The sequence below is a fragment of the Burkholderia sp. HMSC10F09 genome (assembly GCF_001806955.1).
Taxonomy (GTDB): domain Bacteria; phylum Pseudomonadota; class Gammaproteobacteria; order Burkholderiales; family Burkholderiaceae; genus Burkholderia; species Burkholderia multivorans.
This window is the reverse complement of the sequence record NZ_KV786749.1, coordinates 1-916: the sequence shown is the minus strand read 5'-3', so window position 1 is coordinate 916 and position 916 is coordinate 1. Positions and strand designations below refer to the sequence as shown.

The following is a 916-nucleotide window of genomic DNA, read 5'->3' as shown; positions in this document are numbered from 1 at the left end:
TGTGTGATTCATAGACATCGTTTCAACTAAAATGAAGCGATGGACAGAGAGATCGCCGCGAGATTACGGTGGGTGCGCATGTATCACGAGACCGGCAACGCCGGTCTCGTGTGTGCGAGGTGTGGCATCTCCCGACCGACGCTTCGCAAATGGCTGCGTCGATATCAGGAGGCCGGTGAGGCCGGCCTCCAGTCCCAAAGTCGTCGTCCACTCCGCAGCCCAAACCGAAAGGTTTCCGACACCGATCGGGCAACGATCCTTCGATTGCGTACCGAGCACAAAGGCGCGCGGCGAATCCAGAATGAACTGCGACTGCACGAGCAACGGGAGCTGTCCCTCGCGACCATTCACAAGATCTTGAGCGAGGCGGGTGTAAGGCCGTTGATTCGATCCAGGCGACCGGCACAGCCGAAACGCTATAGCAGGCCAGTGCCGGGAGACCGCGTCCAGATGGACACGATGAAGATCGCGCGAGGTGTGTATCAGTACACGGCGATCGACGACTGCTCGCGGTTCCGGATTTTGGCGGTCTATCCACGCAGAAATGCCCGAAATACGCTGCTCTTTCTTGATCGTGTCATCGAGGAAATGCCATTCCCGATCCAACGTATCCAGACCGACCGAGGCGGCGAGTTCTTCGCCGAATCGGTACAACGGCGCTTGATGAGCGAGTGCATCAAGTTCCGGCCGATTCCGCCGCGTTCGCCACACCTCAATGGCAAAGTCGAGCGTTCACAGCTCACCGATTTAAACGAATTCTGGATGCATCATCAGTCGACAGCGGATGCGATTGGCGACCAAATTGAGGAGTGGCAGTTCGACTACAACTGGCGGCGGCCGCACGGCTCGCTTGGTGGCAAGACGCCCGTCGATCGTATCGCGGAGCTGACCGAAATCACACCTCTCGCAGAGGAGG

1 protein-coding gene is annotated in these 916 nt (G+C 58.3%); it reads left to right on the top strand.

The window, feature by feature from the left end:
• Window positions 1–39 precede the first annotated feature (39 nt).
• The coding region (locus HMPREF3115_RS16640; protein WP_070555226.1) for an IS481 family transposase at window positions 40–916 on the top strand (877 nt) is incomplete at its 3' end.